Below are 24,452 nucleotides of genomic sequence, written 5' to 3' on the forward strand. Positions count from 1 at the left end.
GCGGCCGCGACCGCGCAGACCGGGTTCTTCGGCTGTCCGTCGCCGTCGAAGCACTCCCAGGCGCCGTGGAAGCTGACGGTGTCGAGGGGGCTGTGATCATGCCGAGCATGACGCCGGTCACCTCCATGCGAAGAGAGCGATCCACACTTCCTCTATTTCGCGTACCTCGTACGTGAAATGGACCATAGTCATTCAGGTACTCTGTACGCAAATACGGGGAGGAACGGATGGCCGACGCGGACCCGATCAGCATCTGGATGCAGCCGGAGCGGCAGGAGCGCACCGGCCCGGGACGGCGCCCCGGCTACAGCCGCGAGCAGATCACCCGAATGGCCGTCCAGATCGCCGACGCCGAAGGGGTGGAGGCCGCGACCATGCGGCGGATCGCGGGCGAGCTGGGCACCGGCGCCATGTCGCTCTACCGCTACGTGCCCCGGCGTGACGACCTGTTCGACCTCATGATCGACCTGGCGATGGCCGAGGTCGAGTTCCCCGGTGGCCCGTCCGGTGACTGGCGAGGCGATCTGACACTGCTGGCCCGGCGGATCCGCGCCACGGGCCTACGCCATCCCTGGCTGATCACGCTGCTCACCAGCCGACCGACGTTGGGCCCCAACCTGCTGCGCGTGCACGAGTTCGCGCTCGGCGCGTTCGACGGGCTCGGCCTCGACATCGACGACATCACCGGCTTCGTCGACATGCTCAACGACCACATCCACAGCGCGATCCGCCGCGAGATCGGCTGGCTGGAGGAGGCGCGCCGCACCGGACTGGACCCCGAGCGCTGGAAGCGGGACTACATCGGACCGTACGTCCGCCAGGTCGTCGAATCCGGCGCCTTCCCCCTGTTCAGCCGGTCAGTTCTCGACGCCCGCACTGCCCACCTCGACCCCGAGGAGCGGTTCCGGCGTGGGCTCGACCGCATCCTGGACGCCATCGCCGCGCTCATCCCATCGCTTCGTCCTCGTCGAGCTGGAAAGCGGTGACGTGTAGTACAGCCATTCCGCCATGTGCATCGCGCGGGTCGTGTCGAGCGCCGTAGCCACGCCGGCCACGGCGCGGACCCGTCGCGGGACGGGCTCGACGTGGCCGATCCCGGCGATCGCCTCGGGGTAGTCGCGCACGGGGCTCTGCTCGCCTACGTTTTCCCGGATACGCGCCGGCGCGCGGACTCGGGGTCCGCGCGCCGGATATGTCAGGCCGTTTCCCGCTTCGGGAGCTTCCACCCGGGACGGGGGAAATGGCAGGTGTAGCCGTTGGGGTACTTCTGCAGGTAGTCCTGGTGCTCGGGCTCGGCCTCCCAGAAGTCGCCCGCCGGGGTTACCTCGGTGACGACCTTGCCGGGCCACAGTCCCGAGGCGTCGACGTCGGCGATGGTGTCCTCGGCAACCCGCTTCTGCTCGTCGCTGGTGTAGAAGATCGCCGAGCGGTAGCTGGTACCGATGTCGTTGCCCTGGCGGTTCTTCGTCGAGGGGTCGTGCACCTGGAAGAAGAACTCGAGCAGCGCGCGGAAGTCGGTCTTGTCGGGGTCGTAGACGACCTCGATGGACTCCGCGTGGGTGCCGTGGTTGCGGTAGGTGGCGTTCGGGACGTCACCGCCGCTGTAGCCGACGCGCGTGGACACGACGCCGGGCTGGTGGCGGAACAACTCCTCCATGCCCCAGAAACAGCCGCCGGCGAGGATCGCCCTTTCGGTGGTCACGTCATCTCCTTACTTGTCGTCACTTGTCGTCGATGTCACTCGTGAACAGGGTCCGGTATTCGCCGTACCCCTCCTGCTCCAGGTCGTCGAGGTGGATGAACAGCAACGACGCGGAGTTGATGCAGTAGCGCAGTCCACCCCTGTCGGGAGGACCGTCGTCGAAGACGTGACCGAGGTGGCTGTCCCCGTGCAGCGAGCGGACCTCCGCCCGGATCATCCCGTGACTGAAGTCCTTGCGTTCGACGACGTTCGCCTTGGCGATCGGCTTGGTGAAGCTCGGCCAGCCTGAGTGGCTGTCGTACTTGTCGACCGACGCGAACAGCGGCTCGCCGGACACGACGTCGACGTAGATGCCGGGCTCGTGGTTGTCCCAGTAGGCGTTGGCGAACGGGCGCTCGGTGCCGTCCTGCTGGGTCACGCGGTACTGCTCCGGGTCGAGCCGCGAAACGGCTTCCGGGTTCTTGTGGTACTGGATCTGCCGGGGCACAGCTCTCCATTCCCGGCCTTTCGGCACGAAGCTGGGGAACCAGGTGAAACGCTCCTGGACGCGGAGATAGAGACACTCCATGGGCCGGTTCTATTCCTACGGACGGCCGCTTGCGCGGTCGTTCTGCTTTGGTAAGGACCGGTTTCCCGATCAGGTCGAGCAGCGTCCGCAGGGCCCGGCTCCCGGATGTTACGGCCCGGGGGGCTGACGGATCGAGAGCGGCCACGTCAGGCCCCGCTCGCGGAGGGGCACCGCTACCGTGCCGGGCGAGGCGAGCGGCACGACGTCGGGCACCACCGCCTGCGCCGCCCCGCCCGGCTGGACGACGGCCAGGTGGCCTCGATGGGCACGGCCGCCGAGCAACTCTTCCCGCTGTACGCGCCGTCCGGCTAATGGGCCTCTCTGGTTGAGAGCGGCTCTTGGTGCGCGTCAGGTGTCTGCCTCTGATGTGCCGTTGCGGGACCTCCGCTGACGAGCGGCAGCCACAGCACGAATGATCTCGTCGTTGCCCGGCGGCCTGGGGACGCGCAGGCTGAGGTCGCTCACCGTGATCTGCGAGATCCGGGCCCTGATCGCAGGAACGAAACACCATGCGAGGCAACAGAATGCGGCCGCCTCTTCCGCCAGCCCACCACCGGCCGGCGCCCCCGACACTGCTCCACCGCCTGCCGCGTCCGCGCCTATCAGGCATCACAGCCACAACCATGATTCCCAACCTCGAGCCGTCCGGGTGAGGCGCGCTCCAGCGACAGAACGGACGGCGCCCGGGCCGTCGCAGGGCCATCGGCGGCCCATGGGAACCAACCTCGGCCAACGACCCCAGGTGAAGCCCGTCATGGAATGAACGGCGGGCTTCCCGTGCTGGTCAGGAAAGCAGTCATTCATGGAAGAAGGCGTTTCGCATGTCAGCGCAGGCCACCGCGGCCCGGCTCATCGTGCAGGCCCTGGAAGCCGAGGGCGTCGAGTACGTCTTCGGCATCCCGGGCGAGGAGAACATCCACTTCGTCGACGCGCTCAAGGACTCCTCCATCCGCTACGTCCTCGTACGCCACGAGCAGGGCGCGTCCTTCATGGCCGAGATCTACGGCAGGCTCACCGGCAAGGCGGGGGTGGCATCGGCCACGCTGGGCCCCGGTGCGATCAACCTGCAGCTCGGCGTGGCCGACGCCACCACCAACAGCACCCCGGTGGTCGCGATCACGGCGCAGGTCGGGCTCGACCGCATCTACAAGGAGTCGCACCAGGTGGTGGACCTGGTGTCGCTGTTCAGGCCGATCACCAAGTGGTCCGAGCTCGCGCCCGCGCCCCAGGCGCTGCCCGAGATGATCCGCAAGGCGTTCAAGACCGCCCAGACCGAGCGGCCGGGCGCCGTCTACCTGGCCATCCCCGAGGACGTCGAGTCCGCGCCGCTCCCCGCGGGTCTGCGCCCGCTCCCCGTCAACGTCGTACGCCCCCAGGACCCCTCCCCCGCGCAGATCGCCCGCGCGGCCGACGTGCTGGCCACCGCGCGCAGGCCGATCGTGCTGGCCGGGCACGGAGCCACCCGCGCGCGAGCCTCGCAGGCGCTGGTGCGCTTCTCCGAGCGGCTCGGGCTGCCGGTGGCGACCACGTACAACGGCAAGGGCGTCTTCCCCGACGACCACCGGCACGCGCTGGGCGCGGTGGGGTTCATGCGGCACGACTACGTGAACTTCGGCTTCGACGAGGCCGATGTGCTGATCAGCGTCGGGTACGAGCTGCAGGAGTTCGACCCGGTCAAGATCAACCCGACGCGGGACAAGAAGATCATCCATATTCACCAGTTCCCGGCCGAGGTGGACGACCACTACCCGGTGGCGGTCGGCGTGCAGGGGGACATCTCGCGGTCGTTGCACGCGCTCGGCGACGCCGTGCACCGGCGGTTCGAGATCAACGGCACCGGCGAGAAGATCCGCCGCATGATACGGGAGGAGCTGGAGCAGGGGCGGTCCGAGAACGGGTTCCCTCTGTCGCCGCGCCGCGTGGTGGCCGATCTGCGCGAGGCCATGGGGCGCGAGGACATCGTGCTGGCCGACACGGGGGCGGTGAAGATGTGGATGGCCCGCATGTACCCGACGTACGAGCCGAACACGATGCTGGTCTCCAACGGGCTGTCGTCCATGGGGTTCTCGGTGCCGGGCGCGCTGGCCGCCAAGCTGGCCTTCCCGCGGCGACGCGTGGTGGCGGCGACGGGCGACGGGGCGTTCCTGATGAACTCGCAGGAGCTGGAGACCGCCGTGCGGGAGCGGATCCCGTTCGTGGTGCTGGTGTGGGTGGACGGCGCGTACGGGCTGATCGAGTGGAAGATGGACCTGGAGCTGGGGCGCGACTCCAACGTGGCGTTCGGCAATCCCGACTTCGTGAAGTACGCCGAGAGCTTCGGGGCGCGCGGCTACCGGGTCAACAGCGCGGACGAGCTGCTGCCGACGCTGCGCCAGGCGCTGGCCGACGACGTGGTGTCGGTGATCGCGGTGCCGGTCGACTACTCCGCGAACCTCGGGCTGACCGACAAGCTGGGCGAGCTCACCGGGCCGTTCTGAGGTTGCGGCCGGGCAGTGGGCTGTCGCATGGCCGCGCCGGCCGGACCGTTCTAAGATCGTCCAGGTGAGCCTGCCTGCGGTGACCGAGCCGGGGGCGCTGCCGGTCGAGCCGGCACGCCACCCGTACCACGTCTATCTCGACTCCCTGACCAGCCCCGAGTCGCGCCGCACCATGCGCGGCTGCCTCGACCGGCTGGCGCGCCTGCTCACCGGCGACGAGAGCGCGACGGGCGCGGGCCAGCCGTGGCACCTGCTGCGTTACGAGCACACCGTACGCATCCGGACGATGCTCACCGACCAGGGCTGGTCGGCCGCGTACGTCAACAAGCACCTGGTCGCGCTGCGCCGGGTGCTCAAGGAGGCGTGGCGGCTCGGCCAGACGAGCGCGGAGGACCTCGCCCGCGCCTCCGACCTGGCCCCGGTACGCCAGAGCCGCCTGCCCACCGGGCACCACGTCCCGCCCGAGGTGGTCGGGGCGGCCCTGTCGGCGTGCGACGACTCGCCCGCCGGGGTGCGCGACGCGGCGCTGATCGCCGTCCTCTACTCGACCGGCTGCCGCCGCGCCGAGCTCGGCGGGCTGGCGCTGGCCGACTACGACCCGGGGGCGCTCTCGCTGCGGGTGCGCGGCAAGCGGGACAAGGAGCGCATGGTCTACCTCACCACCGACGCGATCGGGCTGGTGGAGCGCTGGCTGGCGGTACGCGGGACCGCTCCGGGAGCGCTGTTCAGCCCGATCAGCAAGGCGGGGCGGCTGCGGGCGTGGACCTGGCGACGGCGCAGGCCCTGGTGGGGCACTCGTCCCCGGCCACCACGGCCCGGTACGACCGCCGGCCGGAGCGCACCCGTCGCGAGGCCGTCGACCGCCTCCGCCTCCCCACCGCCCGCCCCCTCGCCTGACCCGGCCCCACCGAGCCGTAGCGCCCCGCTCCCCCTCCGCCTGGCTGGCATCCCACCCTTGCCGAGCGCGGCCGGCCCACTACTCATCGGCCCCCCGCTCGCGCTTGCGCCTCCCCCGTCGCGCGCGGCTTCTGGGGCGCGAACAGCGCACCGACGGAAGACGACCGGCGGCCGCGCAGAGGCTGAGGCGGCGAGGCAGAGGCGGCGAGACTGAGGCTGAGGCGGAGCCGGCGCGAGCGGCGGAGCCGGGGAGCCGCACAGCTGCGGCTCCCCCATAAGCAGGATGCGCGGGACCGGAACGACGCCGTCGAGGAGGCGCGGAGCCGGGGAACCGCGCGACCCCGTGCCGCGGAGCCCACAGGCCCCGGGCAGGGAACGTGCCGTGCCCGGGCGGTGGGCGAGGGGGTCAGCCGGCCAGGCGGGGCACGATGCCGGTGCTGTGGAGGCGTTCGCGGGCCGCCGCGATGGCCCCGTCCGTCGTGGCGAACACGCGCCCTTCCCGGTCCAGCCGGGCGATCACCCCGAGGGCCTCCAGCGGCTGGTGGTGCCCGTCGGGGATGCCCGAGACGTACACCATGATCCCGCGCCTCTCGAGCCGTTCGACGGCGTCGCCCAGCACCAGCGCCCCGCTGGCGTCGATGGTGGTGACCCGGCTCATCCGCAGCACCACCACCGACACGTCGGTCACCTCCGACATCTCCAGCAGGAACCGATGGGCGGCGGCGAAGAACAGCGGCCCGTCCAGCCGGTAGGTGACGATGTGCTCGGCGAGCAGCGCGTGCTCCTCCACCGTGTGCTGCGGCTGCAGGTCGTGGCGGAGCGGCTCCTGGTCGAAGCGTACGTTCCGCGCGATCGCCCGCAGCGCCAGCGCTCCCGCCACCACCAGCCCGAGGATGACGGCCAGCACGGTGTCGAGCGTCAGCGTGCCCACGGCGGTGAGCACGAGCACCGCGCCGTCGCTCCTGGTGGAGCGGAACATGGCCCGCACCGCGTCCTTCTCGACCATGCGCACCGACGTGGCCAGCAGCACCCCGGCCAGCGCGGCGAGCGGGATCTTGGCGACGAGCCCCGCCAGGAGGTAGACGATCCCGCCCAGGATGACCGCGTGGGACAGCGCCGCCAGCCGGGAGCCGGCCCCGGAGCGGACGTTGACGGCGGTGCGTACGATGGCGCCGGTGCCGGGCATGCCGCCGAACAGCGGCGTGACGAGGTTGGCGATGCCCTGACCGAACAGCTCCCTGTCGGGATCATGCCGGTGGCGGACGACCCGATCGCCCCCTTGCGTGTTGTCGGCCATGTTGTCCGCCACGGCGGCCGACAGCAGCGACTCCAGCGCCGCCAGCGCGGCCACCGCGATGGCCGGGGCGACCAGGGCCGGCAACATCCGGGGATCCAGGAAGTCCAGCGACGGCGCCGGCAGCCCGGCGGGCAGGTGGCCGATCCTGGCCAGCGGCAGCTCGGCCAGCTCGGCGACGAGAGTGACGACGACCACGGCGACCAGCGAGAACGGCACGGTCGGCCGGAGGCTGGCGCCCACCAGCAGCGCGGCGGCCACGATGAGGGTGACGGACATGGCCCACCAGTGTGGTCTGGCGAGGAAGTCCATGACGGCGTGCCAGGCCACCACGGCGACCTTGTCACTGTCGTGGGGCGGCACGCCGAGGGCATGGGGTATCTGCTGCAGGCCGATCACGAACGCGATGCCGACGGTGAACCCGGCGACCACGGGCGCGGGGACGAGCGCCATGTAGCGGCCGGCGCGGGCCAGGGCGAGCGCCATGAGCAGCAGCCCGGCCAGCAGGCCGACCATCAGCACGCCGGCGGCGCCGTGGGTGCTCATGATGGGCATGAGCACGACGGTCATCGCGCCGCTGGTGCCCGACACCTGCAGCGCCGAGCCGCCGAACAGCGCGGCGAGCGATCCGGCGACCACGGCCGTGGCCAGGCCGGAGGCGGCCCCGAGGCCGGAGGATATGCCGAACCCCAGCGCCAGCGGCAGCGCGACGATCGCCACGGTGAGCCCGGCCAGCAGGTCGTTGCGGGGGCGGTGGCGCATCGCCGCCCAGGCGGCGCGTTCGGGCAGTACTGAGCGTACGCGGCTCCAGACCGCATGGATCACGGTGTTCACGTTGTGTCACCGTTCAGTTCGTTTCTGTGATTGCATGCGGCCGTGAAAGGTCCTGTCACCATCACTCCCTCTACGTAAAGCCAACCCCGCATTGTCCCCAATTGCATACTTTTGCAATTGGTGAAGAGGTGTCAGGATATCAAGTACACCCCCTCCCACCTGCTTAAACTTCGGCGCCTCGGCGATATTCGCCAGGCGTGAAACCGTGCCATTGTCTGAATGCGAGGTGAAACCCGACGGTCGACTGGTAACCGACGCGCAGCGCGATGGCGCTGTGCGGGAGCGAGGTCTCGGCCAGGAGCCGGGCGGCCTCCTGCATCCGGCGCGCGGTCAGGTGCCGCATCGGCGGCTCGCCGACGAGCTCGCGGAAGGCCGCCGCGAACGCCGACCGCGACATCCCCGCCTCGGCCGCCAGCCTCTCCACCGTCCAGGGCTCGGCGAACCTGGTCTGTACGGCCAGCAGCGCCGCCCCGACGGCCGGATCCCGCAGGGCACGCAGGACCGGCTCGTCGCGGGCCAGGTTCGCCAGGGCCGCGCGCAGGGCCAGCACGAAGGCCAGCTCGAACGCCCGCAACGCCACGATCTCCACCCCGGGCCCACCGGCGCCCCACTCTCCCGCCGCACCGGCGCCCCGCTCTCCGGCCGCACCGGCGTCGCCGCCGGCCAGCCGTCCGAGCAGGTCGCCGAGCAGTGGTTCGCTCGCCACCGCCGTACGGTCGAGCACGAGCACCTGCGGCAGCGCCCGGTACAGGGGCGCCGCGGCGGCCGCGGAGTAGTGCAGCCCGCCGCAGAGCATGGTGGTCAGCGGCCCCGGCCCGTCGATCGACACCGTACGCGCCGAGCCCGGCTCCCGCCCCGGCAGCACGCTCTCCAGCGGCACCACCGCCCGCCCCGGCGCGTCGGCCAGCCGATGGGCCGCCCCGTGCGGGAACACGGCGAGCTCCCCCGCCCCCAGCCGCACCGGATCCGCACCCGGCAGCTCGACCACGCAACACCCCTCCCGCACGTAGTGCAGCAGGGCACAGCTCTCCCGCTCCCCCGCCACACCCCACGGCGCCCGGGCCGTCCAGCGGCTGTGAAACACACCGCGCAGCCGCAACGGGGCCAGCAACTCGCTCAGCAGGTCACCGTCCATGGACGATCCTTAAATACTCGGGGATTTCTCTTTATAGAGCGTATTGCCAGGCTCTCAGCAGACTGGCTCCCATGAGATTCCTGGTGATCGGCGCCTCGGGCGCCCAGGGCGGCGCCGTCGCCCGCCAGCTGGCCGCGCAGGGGCACGAGGTCCGCGGCTTCTCCCGCAACGGGAAGGTCCCCGACGGGGTACGGCCCTTCCTGGGCCACCTGGGGGACGCGCAGCAGGTCAAGGAGGCGTTCGACGGGGTGACGCACGCCTCGGTGGTGCTGCCCATGGTGTACGACGCGCCCACGGTCTCGGCGTACGTCCGCCACCTGATCGACGGGGCACGGGCGGCGGGGGTGCGGCGGCTGGCGTTCAACACGGGGAACCGGCTGCCCGCGGTGGCGACGGGGGTGGCGGCGTTCGAGACGCGCCGGCGGGCGGCGGCCGCACTGCTCGACAGCGGCGTGCCCACGGTGGTGCTGCGCCCGCCGCTCTACGCCGACAACCTGCTGGCCCCCTGGGTGGCCGGGCCCGGGGTGCTGCGCTACCCGCTGCCGGCGGGCGTGGCGGTGCCCTGGCTCTCGCACGCCGATCTGGGCGCCGCGACGGCGGCGGTGCTCGTCCGGGACGGGCTGGAGGGCGCCACGCTGGACCTGGGCGGCCCGGACGCGGTGACGGGCCCGGAGCTGGCGGCCATGGTGCGGCCGGGCGTCCGGTACGAGGAGCAGGACGTGGCCGAGTTCGCCACCGCCCTGGCGCTGGTGGCCGGGCCGGGGACGGCCGCGGAGGTGGCCGCCACGTACCGGTGGATCCGCGACGCCGGCGACTTCTTCGACGCGCCGCCCGACGTCGAGGAGCGGCTCGGCCTCCGCCTGACACCTCTGCGCGACTGGACCGCCGCCCAGCACTGGGGCCCGGCATGAGCGAGCCGGGCACGAGCGAGCCGGGCACGAGCGGACACCCCATGGCGGACGCCGCGTATCGGGAGGTGGCGCGCCATCACCGGCTGATCGAGCGCTGGCTGACCGGCGCCGCCGACCGCGCGGAGTTCGCCGCCTTCGCCGGCGCCCACGCGCCCGGCTTCACCCTGGCCGGGCCCGACGGGGCGGTGCTGCGGCTGGACGAGGTGCTGGCCGCGGTCGGGGCGGCCTACGGTGACGCGCCCGGCCTGACGATCAGCATCAGGGACGCGCACGTGGTGGCCGCCTCGGGTGACCTGCTGGTCGTGACCTACGAGGAATGGCACCACACGGGCCCCGGCGGCACCGGACGCCGGGCCACCGCCGCGCTCCGGACCGTGCCGACCTGGCGCTGGCTGCACCTCCACGAGACCTGGCTCCCCTGAGGCGTCACGCGGGGGCGGCGTCGGACCTGGAGCGCCACGAGGGGCGGCGTCGGACCGCAAGCGCCACGAGGGGCGGCGTCGGACCGCAAGCGTCACGCGGGGGCGGCGTCGGGGAGCAGGTCGAACGCGCGCTCCGCCGCCCGTACCGCCTCCGCCTCCACCTCGGCCAGCGGCCGCCCATCGGCCAGCAGCTGCCAGTTGCGCCGGGCCAGCACCCGCTGCGCGGCCAGCACCTGCCCCGCCACGAGCCGGGCGGTCAGGTCGTCCGCGGTCTCCGCGAGCGCCTCGGCCAGGGCCTCCTCGTCCAGCGACATGTACTGGTGGACCCGGGCCAGCAGGCTGGGGGTGGCGAACACCATCCGGTGGTAGGCCAGCACCTCCGGATGGTCGTTGAGCCCCGTGACGGGATCGCGCCGCGCCAGCCCGTCGAGGAAGTGGCGGCGCAGCGCCCGCAGCGGCCGCTCCCCCGGGCCCCGGCCGCGCACCACCCGGGCCGGCTCGCCCAGGTGGTCGGCGATCCGGTGCAGCACGAGGTCCTCCTTGGTCGGGAAGTACTTGAACAGCGTCGGCTTCGACACCCCCGCCGCCGCCGCGACCTCCGTCACCGGCACCTCGTCGAAGCCGCGCGCCAGGAAGAGCGTGATGGCCGCCGTCGAGATGGCCTCGTGCACGCGCTGCCGCTGCAGCTCCCGCAGTCCCGTCATGAGCACACCCTATCAAAGTGTTAACCTGGTTAATCTCTTAACCGAGTTAACGCTTTAGGAGGTGTGATGGGAACGCTCGAGGACGAGAGGGAATACGTCGAACGTTGCCGGGCCGGCCTGCGCAGGATGCTGGAGGGCGCGCGGTACAACGTGATCGTCGGTGAGTCCGTGGCCGGCGACCGCTACAGCGCCGAACGGCTGGGCCGGCACCTCAAGAGCCTGGCCAAGGAGCTGAGCGAGGAGCCGGACGGGCCGCCGTTCTTCGGCCGGCTCGACTTCGGCCCGGGTTCGGCCGAGCACCACGGGCGCGCGTACCACATCGGCAGGCGGCACATCACCGGCGAGCACGGGGGCCCGCCCGTGGTGATCGACTGGCGCGCGCCCGTCGCGCGGGCCTTCTACCGGGCCAGCGCGCGCGACCCCCAGGGCGTCGACGTGCGGCGCCGGTTCGGCTGGCAGGGCACCACGCTGACCGGGTTCGAGGACGAGCGGCTCGCGCGGGGCGAGGAGGGCGGGAGCAAGATCCTGGCCGCCGAGATCGAACGCCCCCGCGTCGGCCCCATGCGCGACATCGTCGCCACCATCCAGCCGGAGCAGGACGACCTCGTACGCGCCGAGCTGGACACCTCGATCTGCGTCCAGGGCGCGCCCGGCACCGGCAAGACCGCCGTCGGCCTGCACCGGGCCGCCTACCTGCTGTACGCCCACCGCCGGCGCCTGGAACGCGGCGGCGTGCTGGTGCTGGGCCCCAACCGCGCCTTCCTCGGCTACATCTCGGCCGTGCTCCCCACGCTCGGGGAGATGGACGTCGAGCAGACGACGCTGGAACGGCTGCTGGGCCGCGTCCCCGTCACGGGGGCGGACGACGAGGCCACGGCCGTCGTCAAGCACGACGTGCGCATGGCCGAGGTGCTGCGGAAGGCGCTGTACGGGCGGATCCGCAAGCCGGTCGAGCCGGTCGAGGTGCCGGACGGGTCCTACCGGTGGCGGGTGTACGAGGACGAGCTGCGCCGCATCGTGGACGACACCCGGCGCACGTCCCTCCCGTACGGCACGGGCCGCGAACGGGTCCGGGCCCGCGTGGTCGAGACGATCCGCCGCCACGCCGAGGCCCGCGGTCACCCGGCGAACGCGGCCTGGCTCCGCAAGATCGGCCGCGGTGTCACCGCATGGCTGGACACCGTCTGGCCGGCCGTCAAACCGGAGGAGGTCCTGTACGAGGTCCTGCGCGGGCCATCAAATGGGCCCTCGGCCGGACCGTCGAACGGGCCCTCGGGCGGGCCATCAGGCGGGGCGCAGGACGGGCGCGACCCGGCGCGCGGCGAGGGCGGGCGGGACCCGGCGCAGGGCGTGCTGACCGATGCCGAGCGTGCCGCCCTCACCTGGGCCAGGCCGCCCCGCAGCGCCAAGAGCGCGAAGTGGTCGGCCGCCGACCTGGTGCTGCTCGACGAGATCGCCGCCCTCATCGAGCGCCCGCGCGGCTACGGGCACGTCATCGTGGACGAGGCCCAGGACCTGTCCCCCATGGAGTGCCGGGCCGTGGCCAGGCGCAGCGAGCACGGCTCGCTGACCGTGCTGGGCGATCTGGCGCAGGGCACCACGCCATGGGCCGCGACGTCCTGGCCCGAGCGCATGGAGCTCCTCGGCAAGCCGGACGGCGAGGTCATCGCGCTGACGACCGGCTTCCGGGTGCCGGCGGCCGTGGTGGAGCTGGCCAACACGCTGCTGGCGGCGCTCGGCACCGAGGTGCCGGCGACGCGCTCGTACCGGTCGGACGGGCGGCTGCGGGTGACCCGGGTGGCGAAGCTGGAGAAGGGCGTAGTGGCGGCGGTGCGCGAGGCGCTGGAGTTCGAGGGCTCGATCGGGGTGATCGCCGCGGACGCCGACGTGGAGGCGCTCACCTCCGCGCTGTGGGACGAGGGTCTGGACGTGGCCGGCCGGATCGGCGTGCTGCCCGCCTCGCTGTGCAAGGGCCTGGAGTACGACCACGTCGTCGTGGCCGAGCCCGCCGCCATCGCCGAGGCGGAGCGGCGCGGCCTCAACCGCCTGTACGTCGCCCTCACCCGCGCTGTCTCCCGCCTCGACGTCGTGCACGCCCGCCCGCTCCCGCCGCAGCTTTCCCGTCCGGCAGAAGCCGCCTGAAATGGGCAGATGTCCGGGAACGGATGGCTCGACAGGGCCTCTCGTTCGGGTGTGTGATGTGGTTCCCGTCGTGAGAGGAGCCCCCCGTGACCTCTTCGCAGGACCCGCCGCAGGGCGACGACCAGCCCCACGACGCCGCCGACGGCACGGCCGCCTGGTCGCCCCGCCCGGCGCCGGCGCAGCGGCCCCGGGTGAGCGATCAGGTCCTGTCGATCATCGGATTCGTCTGCGCCGCGGTGGCCGTGCTGTTCGTCCCGGTCCTGTTCGGCCTGGCGGGCGTCGTGCTGGGCATCGTCGGCCACACCCGCGGCGAGCCCCTCGGCCGGTGGGCCGCCATCGCCGCGGGCGCGGGCATGCTCCTCGGCACGGTGCTCAGCATCCTGCTGACCCCGGGATGAGCGGGGGTCAGGCGGTGGCCAGGGCCACCGTGGGCGACAGGCGGGCGGCGCCCCCCAGCCCCCGCCGCAGGTGCTCCACGGGGACATGGTCTTCCGGGCGGAGGTCCAATACCGGGCCGACAGCGTGCTCAGCGAGATGGTGCGCTCGTCATGCTGGTGATGATCCTGGCCGGGATCATCGCGCTGCCGCTCGGCTACGTGGTGGCCGACCAGGCGCTGCGGCCGCTGGACCGGGTGACCGAGACGGCGCGGCGGCTGTCGGGGAGCACGATGCACGAGCCGCGTACGCCGCCGGCCGTCAACCGTACGGTGCTGGAGGAGCCGGCCGCCTCGGAGGACATGAAGGCGCTGGCCAGGGCGCTCCTGGGCGGCAACGCCCGCTACGAGCGGCTCATCGAGGGCCTGCTGCTGCTCGCGCAGTCCGAGCAGCAGCTCGCCGCGCGCAAGACGGTGGACCTGGAGCAGGTCGTGCGCACCGTGCTGGAGCAGACCGACCTGCGCTCGCGCCGGCGGCCCGTCACGCTGCACCAGGACCTGCGGCCGGTGCTGGTGCAGGGGGATCCGCTGTTCCTGGAGCGGTGCCTGTTCAACCCAGCTGGAGAACGCGATCAAGTACAACGTGCGGGCCGGTGCGGTCCGGCTCATCCTGAGGAGGGAGCACGGGGGCGCCTCGATCGTCGTGGAGAACACCGGGCCGCCGGTGCCGCCGTACGAGGTGGAGGGCCTGTTCGTGCCGCTCAGCCGGATGCAGGGCGACCGGGTGCGCTCCTCCAAGGGGCGGGCCTGGGCCCGTCCATCGTCCGGGCCATCGTGGCCGCGCACGGCGGCCGGGTGACGGCCTCGGCGCGGCCCGAGGGCGGGTTGCGGGTGGAGGTACGGCTCCCGCGCACGCCTCCGTGAGATCCTTGACATGTGCTTTCGCCCATCGACGAGCTGCGCGCGCAGATCACCGCCCGTCTGGCCGCCTTCGACCGCCGGCAGGTCCCGCCGGCCGGAGGGGTGCGCCGGGCCGCCGTCACCGTGTGCGTGCTGGAGGACGCCGAGCGCAGCCCGTACGTCGTCGTGATCAGGCGGGCCGCCCGCGGCCGCAACCCCGGGCAGTGGGCGCTGCCCGGCGGGCGGGCCGACGACGGGGAGCAGCCGGTGGAGGCGGCGCTGCGGGAGCTGGCCGAGGAGACCGGCATCACCGGGGTCGAGGTGGCCGGGCTGCTCGACGACTTCGTCACCGACTCGGGGTTCGTGATCACGCCGGTGGTGGCGTTCGGGGGTCACCAGGAGCCGGTGCCCGACCCGCGCGAGGTGGCCTCGGTGCACGCGGTGCCGCTGGAGCGGTTCCTGGCGCCCGGGGTGCCGCGCTGGCGGGGCGATCTGCTGCAGATGCCGCTGGGGCCGTCCATCGTGATCCACGCGCCGACGGGGGCGATCCTGTGGCAGTTCGCGGAGGTGGCGCTGCGGGGGCGGGAGCAGCGGGTCTTCGACGTGGCGCAACCGCACTGGACGAGGACCTGACCGCCGCCCGCCAGGTCACGCGTTCCCCGTACGGAGGCCACGATTGCCCCCGGACGGGGGCCAGGATTACCCCCAGGGCCGGACCGTGTGCTTAACTCAAGGTGCCGATGTGGTCTGTGTCCCCCGGGCCGCAAATTACCGCCTTCACGGAATACCGTTCGGCTGGAGCCGTGTTGTGCATCTCGCCGAGGAGGCGACCGCCACATCGGCCTAACAGCTTTTCCCAGGCGTCCCGCCACACCTGCGGGGCGCCTGCCTTATTGTGGGGTGGCCGCCCGCCCGATGATCAGGAGAGCTCGTTGCTGTACGAAGTGGTCAAGTTCGCCTCCGCGCCGCTCGCCCACGCGATGTGCCGGCCGCAAATCTCGGGTGCGGCGCACGTGCCGAGGACCGGCCCCGCGATCCTGGCCGCCAACCACCTCTCCGTGCTCGACTCGTTCCTGCTGCCGGCGCTGCTGCCCAGGCACGTGACGTTCACCGCCAAGAACGAGTACTTCTCGGGCAACCCGGTCTCCGGCTTCTTCATGCGCCTGGGCGGGAGCCTGCCGATCGACCGCGAGAGCGCCCACTCCGCGCAGGTCATGCTCGACGAGGCCGCCGCGCTGCTGGAGCGGGGCGAGCTGTTCGGCATCCACCCCGAGGGCACCCGCTCCCCCGACGGCCGCCTCTACCGCGGCAAGATCGGGGTGGCCTGGCTGGCGCTCAAGACCGGCGCGCCGGTGCTGCCCGTGGCGCTCAGCGGCACCGAGAAGGTGCTGCCCGTCGGGGCGAAGGTGCCCAGGCCCGCGAGCATCGGCATCGCCATCGGGGCGCCCATGCGGTTCGAGGGCGACCACACCAAGGCGCGCGACCGGCGGCAGGTGACCGACGAGATCATGGCGGCCATCCAGAAGTTGTCCGGCCAGGAATACGTTCCGACGTATGCCACGAGCTTCAAGGCCTCGAATGGTATGTCCTGATTCGACGCCGCTAGGCTCGGAGACCTGTCGTCGAAGAGCAGGGGGCTGATCAGTGGCGCGGGGCCGTACCATCGCGATCGTGTCCGGCGCCACCGTCCTCGCGGTGGGGGCCGCGGCCGGTGGCGCTTACTACGTGCTCCACACCAGGGGCACCCCGGCCGAGACCGCGCAGCGCTTCGCCGCGGCGTGGCAGGCCGGTGACAAGGGCGCCATGGCGGCCGAGCTGGCCACGCCGCAGCAGCTCGGTGCGTACGACCAGCAGCGCACCGCCCTCGCGGTCGAGTCTGCCTCGATCAAGCTCGGCCAGGTCGCCGAGGGCGACGGCCGGGCCCGCGTCCCCTACACCGCCACGCTCGACCTGAAGAACATCGGCGAGTGGTCCTACCAGGGCCAGATCGACCTGGTGGTGGCCGACCGCATGTGGAAGGTGGACTGGAAGCCCGCCGCGCTGCATCCGTCGATGACCTCCGGGGCGACGTTCTCGCTCAAGACCCGCTGGCCCGACCGCGCCGAGATCACCGACGCCGACGGCGACCGCATCGACACCGGCACGGTCGGCGGCTCGGTGCAGCAGCTCGTCGGCTACCTGGACAAGGCGACCAAGAAGGACGTGGCCCGGCTGGGCTCCTCCTACAAGGTCGGGCAGGCGGTCGGACGCGGCGGGCTGCAGGAGACGTTCCAGGAGCGCCTGGCGGGCACGCCGGCGACCGAGATCAAGCTCGGCGGCAAGACGCTGGAGACCATCGAGGGCACCGAGGGCAAGCCCGTGCGGACCACGCTCGACCCGCGGGCGCAGGCGGCCGCCGTGACGGCGGTCAAGGAGATGAAGAAGCCCACCTCGCTGGTGGCCGTGAAATCCTCGACGGGCGAGATCCTGGCCGTGGTGAACAACGTGGGCGGGTTCAACCGGGCACTGGACGGCCGCTACCCGCCCGGCTCGACGTTCAAGGCCGTCACCGCGATCGGGCTGCTGGCGGCCGGGATGTCGCCGCAGGACCAGGTCACCTGCCCCATGTACGCCACCGTCGGCGGGCTGAAGATCCGCAACTCCGACAAGGAGGAGTTCGGGTCGCTGTCGTTCCTCGACTCGTTCGCCCACTCGTGCAACACGACGTTCGCGCCGCTGGCCGAGGCGAAGCTGGGCGCCGACAAGCTGCTCGACACGGCCGAGGACGTGGGCTTCAACCAGCCGCTCAACATCGGCGTCCCGGCCACGAAGGCCAGCTTCCCCAAGGCCGAGTCCGACGCCGAGCTGGCGGCGGAGGCGTTCGGGCAGGCGCGGATCACGGCCAGCCCGCTGTCGATGGCCTCGGTGGCCGCCGCCATCGCCGACGGCACCTGGCGGCCGCCGACGCTGGTGCCCTCGATCAAGCAGAAGGCCACCGAGCGCAAGCTGCCCGGTGGAGTGAAGAGCGGGCTGCACGCGATGATGTCGGCCGTGGTGACCAAGGGCACCGCCAAGGCGGCGGGGCTGCCGGCGGGCACCCACGGCAAGACCGGGACGGCCGAGTACGGCACCGGCGAGAAGCTCGAGTCGCACGCCTGGTTCATGGGGTTCAAGGACGATGTCGCGTTCGCCGTGGTCGTCGAGGGCGGGGGCGGCGGCGGGAAGGTCGCCGCCCCCGTGGCGGCCACGTTCCTCAAGAACCTGTGAGGAGCGTGAGAGGACCCGGCCTCAGGAGCCTGTGAGGAACCCGCGGATCTCGTCGGCCACCCGCTCCGGCCGGCCACGCCGGGCGGCGTTGGAGGTGGCGCTGTGGTCGAGGCCCGCCAGCTCCACGCGCCGGGCGCGCGGCAGGACCCGCTCCAGCCCGGCGAGCGTGGCGCGCAGGTAGGCCGGGCTCCTGGTGCCGCCGAGCAGCAGCACCTCGGCCTCCACCGGCCGGTAGACCGTCAGGTCGCCACCGGCCTCGGCCACCAGCTGGAGGTCCTGGCGCAGCGTCGGGGCCAGCTCCCTGAACGTCGGCTCGTCGCCCGCCACCCCCTTGCCCTCATTTCTTACCATCAGGCCGGTGAGCAGCTCCAGCAGCGCTCGCGGCAGGACGTTGAAGATCGGCGGGCCCAGCCGGGCGGCCTTCATGCCGGTGACGAGCGCCGCCGGGATCCGGCCCGCGGCGAGCTCGCGGTCGAGGCGGGGCAGGTGGTCCCGCGAGCTGGAGCCGTTCATCGGGGGTTCGAAGACGACGGCCTTGCGCAGCAGGCCGGGCCGGGCGATGGCGGTGCGCAGCGTGATGATCGCGCCCGAGCTCACCCCGGCGGCGTACGGCGCGCCCGTGGCCCGCAGCAGCGCGCCGAGGTCCTCGACCTCGCGGTCGAGCCCGTACGCGGGGCCGGCGGGGCCGCTGCCGCCCCGCCCCCGGCGGTCGGGCAGGTAGCAGGTGAAGTCCTGGGACAGGGCCCGGGCCAGCTCGATCTGGCTGTGGCCGGTCTGCATGGCCCCGTGCAGGATCACCAGGCCGGGTCCCCGCCCGACCTCGCGGTAACTGATCGTGGTGCCGTCGTCCGACGTCACGGTGCCGGCGGTGGTCGTGGTCATGTCGCGCTCCCCATGGTTCGGTACGGGAAGCGGGCCCGGCTATCGTTGCCTGTGCCAGCTCGTGGCCGGGGCTCCGCTTCGGTTGCGAGGTCTCCCGGCGGCGGTGTTGCAGCACTGCCGCCGGGATCTTTCATTCGGCCGGGCGGCCTCGTTCGGCGAGGTCCGCCATGCCGGGCGGCAGGTGACCGGTCCGGTGATAGGCCCGCCACCCGTCCAGCTCGGGGAAGGTGCCCCCGTCCAGCTCCGCCAGCAGCGAGCGCACCCAGGCGGCCTGGGCCTCCCGCATCGCCAGCGCGTATTCCGACTCGACGACGAACAACCTGGGCAGCTCGGCCCGCTCCTCCTCCAGCGTCCGCCGCTCGGCCTCGATCCGCTCCCGCAGCAGCTCCAGGCGCCGCCGCAGCAGCGCGGCGACCTCGTCGGGGCCGAGGCCGCCCATCACCGACAGGCCCGCCCCGAACGCCGACGGCTCCGGCTGCGGGGTGGACAGCAGCTCGCGCGTCCAGTCCTCCGCCTCCCGCCGCCCGGCGTCGGTGATGCGATAGACGGTCCGCTCGGGCCGGGCGCCCTGCCGGCCGCTCTCCACCGCCTCCAGCAGGCCGTGCTTCTCCAGGTTCCGCACGACGGTGTAGAACGAGCCCCATTTGAGAGGCATGTCCTGGTCCTTGCCACGGGCGCGCAGGACGGAGGCCATCTCGTACGGGTGCATCGGCCGCTGGACGACCACGGTGAGCACCGCCAGTGCCAGCAGGTTTGCCACCGGGCGCCGCTTGCCCATTCCGGTCACCGCCTCGTCTACGAATACTCGTTGGCGAGTATACGTTCACGAGTATCATGCCACAAGGTTGAGTCTCCAGTAGGTGGAAGGTGCAGGCTGCGAGTCGTGAGTGACGGGCTTTACACCATCGGCGAGCTGGCCCGCCGGGCCGGGCTGCCGGTGCGGACGATCCGGTTCTGGTCCGACAGCGGCGTGCTGCCGCCCACCGGCCGGTCGGCGGGCGGCTACCGCCTGTACGACGAGGCCGCCCTGACCCGGCTCGGCCTGGTGCGCATGCTGCGCGAGCTGGGCATCGGGCTGGAGGCCGTGCAGGAGATCCTGGCGCGGCAGGTCACGGTGGCCGAGGTGGCGCGGGTGCACCTGCGGGCCGTGGACGCCGAGATCCGGGCCCTGCGGGCGCGCCGGGCCGTACTGCGCCTGATCTCCGAACGTGGCACTACCGAGGAGGAGACCGTGATGTTGCACAGACTCGCCCAGTTGTCGGCCGCCGAACGGCGGCAGATCGTGACGGAGTTCGTCTCGGGGACGTTCGCCGGGATCGAGCTCGACGGCGACGCGGAGGTGATCGCGGACTGGATGCGCGAGCTGCCCGACTCCCCCTCCCCCGCGCAGCTCGACGCGTGGGTGGAGCTGGCCGGGCTGATCGCCGACGAGGACTTCCGGCGGCGGCTGCGCCGGATCGCGCTGGCCGGGCCCGGCCCGCTGCCCGAGTACGAACTGCGGGCCCGCGTGCTGGCCGAGGCCGGTCCGGCTCTGGCGGGCGGGGTCGATCCCGGGTCGCCGGCGGGCAAGGAGGTGCTGGACCGGGTGGCGGGCCCGGCCGTGGACCGGGCGGCCCTGCTGGAGTGGATGGAGACGGTGGCGGACGCGCGGGTGGAGCGCTACTGGGAGTTGCTGGCCGCGCTCAACGGGCACGGCGAATCCGCACCCGCCGTCCCCGCCTTCCAGTGGGTGATCGCCGCCCTCCGCACACGCGGCATCGGCTGACGGCCGCCGGCCGGCCACGCGGGCGGCCGGCCGCCACCCCTACGCCCCCCGGCCGGCCTCGGCGTCGTAGTCGAGGCCGAGCCTGGGGGCGAGCTCGCGCAGGCAATCCTCGAACATCGGCTCCAGGTCGGAGTAGGCGAAGTCGAGCTGGTTGAGCACCTCCATGCAGAGCAGGCCGTAGAGCCTGATCCAGCACGACAGGAAGACGTGGATCACCTCCACCGGCAGCGTCAGGCCGGCGGCCTGCGCGTACGTCTCCAGCTGCGCCCTGATCGACGGATCCAGCTCCTCCGGCGCGGGCACCGGGAACGGCCGCGCCTCCCACAGCTGCGCGATCTCCTCGACGAAGGCCCGCTCGAAGTCCTGCCCGGCCCGGTCGCGCGGCGAGTCGAGCCGCCGCTCGCCCCTGATCGGGCTGGCGAACACCCAGCCGAACTCCGCCCGGTGCGTGATGGCCCAGCGCCGCATCGCCCGGCACGCCGCCAGCAGCCGGCGGCCGGGCTCCTCCCGCGGGTACGCCTCGCGCGCCGCCCTGATCGTCTCCGTCAGCTCGCGGTAGAAGTCGACGGTCACCGCCGCGACCAGATCGTCATGACCGGCGAAATAGTGGTAGAGCGCCGGCCCGCTCATCCCCATCTCCCTGGCCACCGCGTTGATCGTGACGGCCGCCGGCCCCTGCTCGATCAGCAGCCTGCGCGCCGTGGCGCGGATCTCCGCCAGCGTCGCCTGCCGCACCCGCTCACGCCTGCTGACGCCCTGCGTGGCCATCGCCCACCTTCCTCCGGGAACGCACGTTGACATCCTAATGCGTCTATGTTTCCTTATGGCCTATAAACAAATCTATCCTCACTAAGGAGAAGGAATGGCGCGCAACCCGCTGGCGAGCGCCTTCGCCAGATACGTGATGGAGGGCCGCGTCACCGACGCCGAGCTCGTCACGCCCACGATGCGGCGGATACGCCTGGCGACCGGCGTCCCCATCGCGTTCCCCTACCGGCCGGGCCAGCACATCAGGGTGCAGCTCAACGACCCGCTGTCGGTGTCAGGGATCCTGCGGCCGGCCGACACGCTGCGCACGTACACGATCTGGGACCTGGACCCGGACCGGCGCGCGCTGGAGCTGCGGACGCACCTGTACGACGGCGACGGCATCGGGCTGCGCTGGGCCCGGGAGGTCGCGCCGGGGGACGCGGTGACGTTCTGGTGGCCGCAGGGCGACTTCTTCACCCGCGACGACGCGCCCTTCCACCTGTTCGCCGGGGACGAGACGGCGAGCGCGGCGTTCGGGCCGATGATCCGCGCGCTCGGGCCCGGCGCGCGGGTGCACGGCGCGCTGGAGAGCGAGTCCGCCGAGCACGATCCGCCCATGCCCGGGCCGCACGAGCTGCGCCGGGTCCACCGGCGGGGCGCGCCGGCCGCGTCGTCGAAGACCCTGGTCGAGGCGGTGGCCGGGCTGGAGCTGCCGGGGAACACGGGGGCGGCCTACGTGGCGGGTGAGGCGCGCACGTGCCAGATGATCCGCGACTATCTCGTACGCGAGCGGAACTGGCCGCGCAAGTCGATCAAGGTCAAGCCGTTCTGGGCCCCCGGCAAGCGCGGCCTGCACTAAACCGGTTGGATCTCCGGGGGCCTGTCGGCACGCTGGGGGCGTGAACGAACTACTGGGACACCCGGCCGGAAGCCGGCTGCTGATCGTCAACTGCGACGACTTCGGGATGTACCGGGCGGTCAACGAGGCGGTGGTGCGCTCGATCGAGGAGGGGATCGCGGGTTCGTGCAGCCTCATGACACCCTGCCCGGCCGCCGGGCACGCGATGGGCCTGCTGCGCGAGCGGCCGGAGATCTCCTTCGGCCTCCATCTGACGCTGGTCTGCGAAGCGCCCGGCCATCCGTGGGGGCCGCTGGCCGCCCGGGAGACGGTTCCCTCGCTACTCGACCCGGACGGCCTGCTGTACACGTTCGACCGCATTCCCGACCTGCTCGCCGCGGCGCGCATCGAGGAGGTGGAGGTGGAGTTCCGGGCCCAGATCACCGCCGCCACCGACGCCGGGCTGGCGCCCACCCACCTCGACTGGCACTGCCTGGCGGACGGCGGGCGGGCCGACATCTTCGACCTCACCGTGGACCTGGCCCGGGAGTACGGGCTGGCGGTGCGGGCCTGGCTCGACCCAGCGCGCGGGAAGCTACGGGCCCGGGGCCTGCCGGTGGCCGAGCCCGGCTTCCTGGACAGCTTCGGGCTCGACCTGGACGGCAAGGCGGCCGCGTACGCGCGGCGGCTGCGCGAGGTGCCGCCCGGGCTGAGCGAGTGGGCCGTGCATCCGGCGCTGGACGAGGAGGAGGCACGGGCGGTGGATCCGGACGGGTGGCGGGTGCGGCTGAGCGACTACGAGTTCCTCACCTCGCCGCGGGCGCGGGAGCTGTTGCGGCAGGAGGGCATCGTGGTGATCGACTACAGGACCCTGCAGAAGGCGTGGACCGGCCTTCACACGTGAGGGCTCGCACCCGGAAGGCGACAGGGGGATCAGAAGGCGGCGACAAGGGGTCAGAAGGCGGTGGCCAGGGCCATGGCCGCGGCGGCCTCGTGGCGGAGAACCATGATCAGGAGCGTGGCGACCAGCGTGGCGATGAGCAACCAGCTGATCAGAATGATGACCGTCGAGCGACGCGGCCGGCTCCGAGGACCCGGCGACTGCCCCGTCGACCTCGCCTCGCTGCGGCGAACCCGCTCGTTGAACGACTCCAGCCGTGCGACGAGTCGCGGATCGTCGTCGACGAGGTGCTGCTCGATCTGGGCCAGCATCCGCTCCTCGTCCTGCGACCAGGCCATAGGTGCACCTCCGGAACGCAAGCTCTGTGGCGTCTTTCTGCCCAACCCTGAAGATCATTAGCCCCCGGCTGACCCAGTAATTGCCACCTCTTTTCAGTTTGCGATCAAGCTCGAACCTTTGTTCTAATCATGGCATGCGCTGGGACAACCTGCGCCTGGCCGGGCCCGGCCGGGACGATCCGGCCGCGCCGCTCTTCGCTCGCGGCGCGGTGACCCGAACGTTCGACACACCCGAGTTCAAGGGGATGACCTTCTACGAGATCCGGGCCAGATCCATCATCAACCGGGTTCCCGGGGCCAGCCGGGTGCCGTTCGACTACACGATCAACCCGTATCGCGGCTGCAGCCATCGCTGTATTTACTGTTTTGCCCGAAAAACGCACGAATACCTAGATTTGGATGCCGGTGCGGACTTCGACTCCAAGATCGTGGTCAAGGTCAACGCCGCCGAGCTGGCCCGCAAGGAGCTGGCCGCGCCCCGCTGGGGCGGCCACCATGTCGCCATGGGCACCAACGTCGACTGCTACCAGCGCGCGGAGGGCCGCTACAAGCTGATGCGCGGCATCCTGGCCGCCCTGCGCGACGCCGCCAACCCGTTCTCGATCCTCACCAAGGGCACCCTGATCCTGCGCGACCTCGACCTGCTGACCGAGGCCGCCGACGTGACCGACGTCAGCGCCAACGTCTCGGTGGGGTTCGTCGACCCGGAGCTGTGGCGCGCCGTCGAGCCCGGCACCCCCAACCCGCGCCGCCGCCTGGAGACCTGCGCGACCCTCAACGACAACGGCATCGCCTGCGGCGTCCTGATGGCGCCCGTCCTGCCCTACCTCTCCGACTCCCCCGCCCAGCTCGACCGCACGGTCAAGGAGATCGCCGAATCGGGCGCCACCCACATCGCCCCCATCGTGCTCCACCTGCGCCCGGGGGCCCGGGAGTGGTGGCTGAGCTGGCTCTCCCGCGAGCACCCGCGCCTGGTGCCGCGCTATCTGGAGCTGTACGGGCGGGGCGCCTACGCGCCGAAGTCCTACCAGCAGCGGGTGACGGGCCTGGTCAAGGAGCTCGCCGAACGCCACGGGGTCGGCCGTGCCACCCCGGCCATGGCCCGCCGCCTCCCACCCCGCCGCCCCACCGCCCCGGCCGAGCCCGAGCAACTCCGCCTCCTGTAACCGCCTGCGGCCCGCAGGGGCCACCACCCCGCCGGCCCGCGACCCAGGGCTGCCACCCCCACCCCTGGGCCCGCTGCCGGCCAGCTCGGCACCGTGCGTTCCGGGGCTCCACGTCCCGACGGCGCGCTTCGCGGCGGCCACCCCCCCACCCCTGGGCCCGCTGCCGGCCGGCCCCCACCGTGTGTTCCGCCCTGACCGGCTGGTGC

General features: G+C 72.3%; 25 protein-coding genes. 16 read left to right on the forward strand and 9 right to left on the reverse strand.

The annotated features are described in order from the left end of the window. Window positions 1–227: 227 nt before the first annotated feature. A complete protein-coding gene (locus AB0J69_RS39540) occupies window positions 228–986 on the forward strand; it encodes a TetR/AcrR family transcriptional regulator (RefSeq protein WP_364128666.1) in 759 nt (252 codons plus the stop codon). 209 nt (window positions 987–1,195) lie between these two features. Here the strand turns inward: AB0J69_RS39540 and msrA are convergent, their stop codons facing one another. After that, window positions 1,196–1,657, reverse strand: coding sequence for a peptide-methionine (S)-S-oxide reductase MsrA (gene msrA / locus AB0J69_RS39545; RefSeq protein WP_364128814.1), 462 nt, complete (start codon window positions 1,655–1,657; stop codon window positions 1,196–1,198). Window positions 1,658–1,721: 64 nt separating this feature from the next. Beyond that, window positions 1,722–2,177, reverse strand: a complete 456-nt coding sequence (gene msrB, locus AB0J69_RS39550; protein WP_364128815.1) for a peptide-methionine (R)-S-oxide reductase MsrB — start codon at window positions 2,175–2,177, stop codon at window positions 1,722–1,724. Window positions 2,178–2,375: 198 nt separating this feature from the next. Between msrB and AB0J69_RS39555 the strand changes: the two genes are divergently transcribed. The 3 genes from AB0J69_RS39555 (at window position 2,376) to AB0J69_RS39565 (ending at window position 5,858) form a co-directional block, all read left to right on the forward strand. Next, the gene (locus AB0J69_RS39555; protein ID WP_364128669.1) at window positions 2,376–2,582 is read left to right on the forward strand and encodes a hypothetical protein; all 207 of its coding nucleotides are present in this window, start codon (window positions 2,376–2,378) and stop codon (window positions 2,580–2,582) included. A 509-nt stretch (window positions 2,583–3,091) separates the two neighbouring features. Then, window positions 3,092–4,747, forward strand: a complete 1,656-nt coding sequence (locus tag AB0J69_RS39560; protein ID WP_364128672.1) for an acetolactate synthase large subunit — start codon at window positions 3,092–3,094, stop codon at window positions 4,745–4,747. 64 nt (window positions 4,748–4,811) lie between these two features. Further along, complete coding sequence (locus AB0J69_RS39565) at window positions 4,812–5,858, forward strand: tyrosine-type recombinase/integrase (protein WP_364128674.1); 1,047 nt, start codon at window positions 4,812–4,814, stop codon at window positions 5,856–5,858. Between the two features lie 192 nt (window positions 5,859–6,050). Here the strand turns inward: AB0J69_RS39565 and AB0J69_RS39570 are convergent, their stop codons facing one another. Next, entirely contained in the window at window positions 6,051–7,700 is a 1,650-nt protein-coding gene (locus AB0J69_RS39570; RefSeq protein WP_364128817.1) for a SulP family inorganic anion transporter, read from the reverse strand. A 235-nt stretch (window positions 7,701–7,935) separates the two neighbouring features. Beyond that, entirely contained in the window at window positions 7,936–8,907 is a 972-nt protein-coding gene (locus tag AB0J69_RS39575) for an AraC family transcriptional regulator (protein WP_364128677.1), read from the reverse strand. Between the two features lie 71 nt (window positions 8,908–8,978). On the opposite strand from AB0J69_RS39575, the gene AB0J69_RS39580 reads away from it, so the two are divergent. After that, window positions 8,979–9,818 (forward strand): NAD(P)H-binding protein, encoded by an 840-nt coding sequence (locus AB0J69_RS39580; protein WP_364128680.1) that lies wholly within the window; start codon window positions 8,979–8,981, stop codon window positions 9,816–9,818. After that, window positions 9,815–10,240, forward strand: a complete 426-nt coding sequence (locus tag AB0J69_RS39585; protein ID WP_364128682.1) for a DUF4440 domain-containing protein — start codon at window positions 9,815–9,817, stop codon at window positions 10,238–10,240. The genes AB0J69_RS39580 and AB0J69_RS39585 overlap by 4 nt, the downstream gene beginning before the upstream one ends. 92 nt (window positions 10,241–10,332) lie before the next feature. On the opposite strand, the gene AB0J69_RS39590 is transcribed toward AB0J69_RS39585, so the two are convergent. Then, window positions 10,333–10,944 (reverse strand): TetR family transcriptional regulator, encoded by a 612-nt coding sequence (locus tag AB0J69_RS39590; RefSeq protein ID WP_364128684.1) that lies wholly within the window; start codon window positions 10,942–10,944, stop codon window positions 10,333–10,335. A 66-nt stretch (window positions 10,945–11,010) separates the two neighbouring features. Here AB0J69_RS39590 and AB0J69_RS39595 point away from each other — a divergent pair, with 66 nt between their 5' ends. The 6 genes from AB0J69_RS39595 (at window position 11,011) to AB0J69_RS39620 (ending at window position 17,606) form a co-directional block, all read left to right on the forward strand. Beyond that, window positions 11,011–13,086, forward strand: a complete 2,076-nt coding sequence (locus AB0J69_RS39595; protein WP_364128686.1) for an ATP-binding domain-containing protein — start codon at window positions 11,011–11,013, stop codon at window positions 13,084–13,086. Window positions 13,087–13,172: 86 nt separating this feature from the next. Then, window positions 13,173–13,484, forward strand: coding sequence for a hypothetical protein (locus AB0J69_RS39600; protein ID WP_364128688.1), 312 nt, complete (start codon window positions 13,173–13,175; stop codon window positions 13,482–13,484). Window positions 13,485–13,634: 150 nt separating this feature from the next. Next, window positions 13,635–14,384, forward strand: coding sequence for a hypothetical protein (locus AB0J69_RS39605; RefSeq protein WP_364128690.1), 750 nt, complete (start codon window positions 13,635–13,637; stop codon window positions 14,382–14,384). Window positions 14,385–14,396: 12 nt separating this feature from the next. Continuing rightward, the gene (locus tag AB0J69_RS39610; RefSeq protein ID WP_364128693.1) at window positions 14,397–14,993 is read left to right on the forward strand and encodes a CoA pyrophosphatase; all 597 of its coding nucleotides are present in this window, start codon (window positions 14,397–14,399) and stop codon (window positions 14,991–14,993) included. 299 nt (window positions 14,994–15,292) lie between these two features. Next, a complete protein-coding gene (locus AB0J69_RS39615; protein WP_364128695.1) occupies window positions 15,293–15,952 on the forward strand; it encodes a lysophospholipid acyltransferase family protein in 660 nt (219 codons plus the stop codon). A 79-nt stretch (window positions 15,953–16,031) separates the two neighbouring features. Then, window positions 16,032–17,606, forward strand: a complete 1,575-nt coding sequence (locus AB0J69_RS39620; protein ID WP_364128697.1) for a penicillin-binding transpeptidase domain-containing protein — start codon at window positions 16,032–16,034, stop codon at window positions 17,604–17,606. A 21-nt stretch (window positions 17,607–17,627) separates the two neighbouring features. On the opposite strand, the gene AB0J69_RS39625 is transcribed toward AB0J69_RS39620, so the two are convergent. Both AB0J69_RS39625 and AB0J69_RS39630 read right to left on the reverse strand, forming a co-directional pair. Beyond that, window positions 17,628–18,488 (reverse strand): alpha/beta hydrolase, encoded by an 861-nt coding sequence (locus tag AB0J69_RS39625; RefSeq protein WP_364128698.1) that lies wholly within the window; start codon window positions 18,486–18,488, stop codon window positions 17,628–17,630. Window positions 18,489–18,618: 130 nt separating this feature from the next. Beyond that, window positions 18,619–19,248 (reverse strand): PadR family transcriptional regulator, encoded by a 630-nt coding sequence (locus AB0J69_RS39630; protein ID WP_364128701.1) that lies wholly within the window; start codon window positions 19,246–19,248, stop codon window positions 18,619–18,621. A gap of 123 nt (window positions 19,249–19,371) precedes the next feature. Here AB0J69_RS39630 and AB0J69_RS39635 point away from each other — a divergent pair, with 123 nt between their 5' ends. Then, a complete protein-coding gene (locus AB0J69_RS39635) occupies window positions 19,372–20,253 on the forward strand; it encodes a MerR family transcriptional regulator (protein ID WP_364128703.1) in 882 nt (293 codons plus the stop codon). A gap of 39 nt (window positions 20,254–20,292) precedes the next feature. On the opposite strand, the gene AB0J69_RS39640 is transcribed toward AB0J69_RS39635, so the two are convergent. Then, window positions 20,293–21,021: a TetR/AcrR family transcriptional regulator gene (locus tag AB0J69_RS39640; RefSeq protein WP_364128705.1), complete on the reverse strand. Its 729-nt coding sequence runs from the start codon at window positions 21,019–21,021 to the stop codon at window positions 20,293–20,295. A 94-nt stretch (window positions 21,022–21,115) separates the two neighbouring features. Here AB0J69_RS39640 and AB0J69_RS39645 point away from each other — a divergent pair, with 94 nt between their 5' ends. Next, entirely contained in the window at window positions 21,116–21,862 is a 747-nt protein-coding gene (locus AB0J69_RS39645) for a siderophore-interacting protein (protein WP_364128707.1), read from the forward strand. A 40-nt stretch (window positions 21,863–21,902) separates the two neighbouring features. Next, the gene (locus AB0J69_RS39650) at window positions 21,903–22,745 is read left to right on the forward strand and encodes a polysaccharide deacetylase family protein (RefSeq protein WP_364128710.1); all 843 of its coding nucleotides are present in this window, start codon (window positions 21,903–21,905) and stop codon (window positions 22,743–22,745) included. 50 nt (window positions 22,746–22,795) lie between these two features. Here the strand turns inward: AB0J69_RS39650 and AB0J69_RS39655 are convergent, their stop codons facing one another. After that, the gene (locus AB0J69_RS39655; RefSeq protein WP_364128713.1) at window positions 22,796–23,080 is read right to left on the reverse strand and encodes a DUF3040 domain-containing protein; all 285 of its coding nucleotides are present in this window, start codon (window positions 23,078–23,080) and stop codon (window positions 22,796–22,798) included. A gap of 134 nt (window positions 23,081–23,214) precedes the next feature. Here AB0J69_RS39655 and AB0J69_RS39660 point away from each other — a divergent pair, with 134 nt between their 5' ends. Next, window positions 23,215–24,246 (forward strand): Rv2578c family radical SAM protein, encoded by a 1,032-nt coding sequence (locus AB0J69_RS39660; RefSeq protein WP_364128714.1) that lies wholly within the window; start codon window positions 23,215–23,217, stop codon window positions 24,244–24,246. Window positions 24,247–24,452: the final 206 nt, after the last annotated feature.

The sequence above is a fragment of the Nonomuraea sp. NPDC049709 genome (assembly GCF_040674815.1).
Taxonomy (GTDB): Bacteria; Actinomycetota; Actinomycetes; order Streptosporangiales; family Streptosporangiaceae; genus Nonomuraea.